This is a genomic window from Streptomyces torulosus, assembly GCF_001419765.1.
Taxonomy (GTDB): Bacteria; Actinomycetota; Actinomycetes; order Streptomycetales; family Streptomycetaceae; genus Streptomyces; species Streptomyces torulosus.
Genome location: NZ_LIRK01000833.1, coordinates 1 through 1,443 on the forward strand (window position 1 = coordinate 1; position 1,443 = coordinate 1,443).

The following is a 1,443-nucleotide window of genomic DNA, read 5'->3' on the forward strand; positions in this document are numbered from 1 at the left end:
TTAGAGCGCCGCGTGCTCCGCATGGAGCTGACCAGCACATTCAGGCAGTGCACGGACGGGAGAACGAGGTTGAGCAAGGTCTTCTGCGGCATCGACTGGGCCGAAAACCACCACGACATCGCCCTGGTCGACCAGGACGGCACCCAGCTGGCCAAGCTGCGCGTCAGCGACGACAGCGCCGGATTCCACGCCCTCCTGGAACTGCTCGCCCGCCACGGCGACACCCCGGAACACCCCATACCGGTGGCCATCGAGACCCCGCGCGGCTTGCTTGTCGCATGCCTGCGCGCCACCGGCCGGAAGATCTACGCCATCAACCCGCTCGCCGCCGCACGCTACCGCGACCGCAGCAGCGTCGCCCGCGCCAAATCGGACGCCGCCGACGCCCGCGTCCTCGCCAACATCCTGCGTACCGACGTGGCCACCCACCGACCCCTTCCCGCCGACAGCGAACTCGCCCAAGCCGTCGCCGTCCTGGCCCGAGCCCACCAGGACGCGGTCTGGGACAAGACCCAGATGGTCAACCGGCTCCGTTCCCATCTGCGCGAGTACTACCCGGCTGCCCTCGCCGCGTTCCACGGCAGCGGCACCCTGGGACTCGACTCAGCCCACGCCCGTGCAGTCCTGGCCGCGGCGCCCACCCCGGCGGCAGCGGCCCGGCTCACCCGGAGCCAGCTGCAGGCACTTCTGAAGCGGGCCGGACGGCTGCGACGCGGGATCGAGGCCGAAGCCGAGCGGCTCCGAGAGGTCTTCCGCAGAGAGCACTTGCACCAGCTGCCGCAGGTCGAACAGGCCATGGGCAAGCAGACCCAGGCCCTCGTCCAGCAGCTCGACGCGGCCTGCCGCAGTGTGGACGACCTCGCAGCGGCCACCGAGGAGGCGTTCCTCACCCACCCGGACGCGGCGATCATCACCAGCTTTCCCGGCCTGTCAGTCATGTCCGGAGCCCGCGTCCTGGCCGAGGTTGGCGACGACCGAGACCGGTTCGCCGATGCCCGGGCCCTGAAGGCATACGCCGGCGCGGCACCCGTAACACGGGCCTCCGGCCGCAGCCACGTCGTGGTCGCCAGGGCTGTCAAGAACCAACGCCTGGCCTCCGTGGGCTACATGTGGGCCTTCGCCGCCCTCCGCTCAGCGGAACCCCGTGAGCACTACGACCGCCGACGTGCCGGCGGCGAACGGCACACCGCAGCCCTGCGAAACCTGTTCAACAAGCTCCTGGGCTGTCTCTACCACTGCCTGCAAAACCGCACGATCTACGACCCCGAGCGGGCCTTCCCCCTGCCCGTCGCGCTCGCGGCCTGACTCGCGAAGTTGACCTCTAGCGACATGAGATGTCTTGCTGGTCAGCCCGCCGCGGGACCGTCCGGTAGCCGGGCTGCGGAGCCCCCTTTTCGGGCTCCGCCGGCGTGCTGGTGGGCCCGGACGATGCTGGAGTCCACC

1 protein-coding gene and 1 pseudogene are annotated in these 1,443 nt (G+C 70.3%); one reads left to right on the forward strand and one right to left on the reverse strand.

What is annotated here, in order from left to right; translation table 11 throughout:
- Positions 1-21: 21 nt before the first annotated feature.
- Positions 22-1,305 carry an IS110 family RNA-guided transposase gene (locus AOK23_RS40920; protein WP_055717479.1) on the forward strand — a complete coding sequence of 428 codons (1,284 nt, stop codon included), beginning with the start codon at positions 22-24 and terminating at the stop codon, positions 1,303-1,305.
- A gap of 33 nt (positions 1,306-1,338) precedes the next feature.
- On the opposite strand, the pseudogene AOK23_RS47450 reads toward AOK23_RS40920, so the two are convergent.
- Positions 1,339-1,443, reverse strand: a pseudogene (locus AOK23_RS47450) (IS5/IS1182 family transposase); the annotation flags it as partial.

What these genes read in the sequence shown, in the direction of transcription:
- AOK23_RS40920 (WP_055717479.1), top strand. Translation starts at nt 22, where the DNA reads ATGGAGCTGACCAGCACATTCAGGCAGTGCACGGACGGGAGAACGAGG.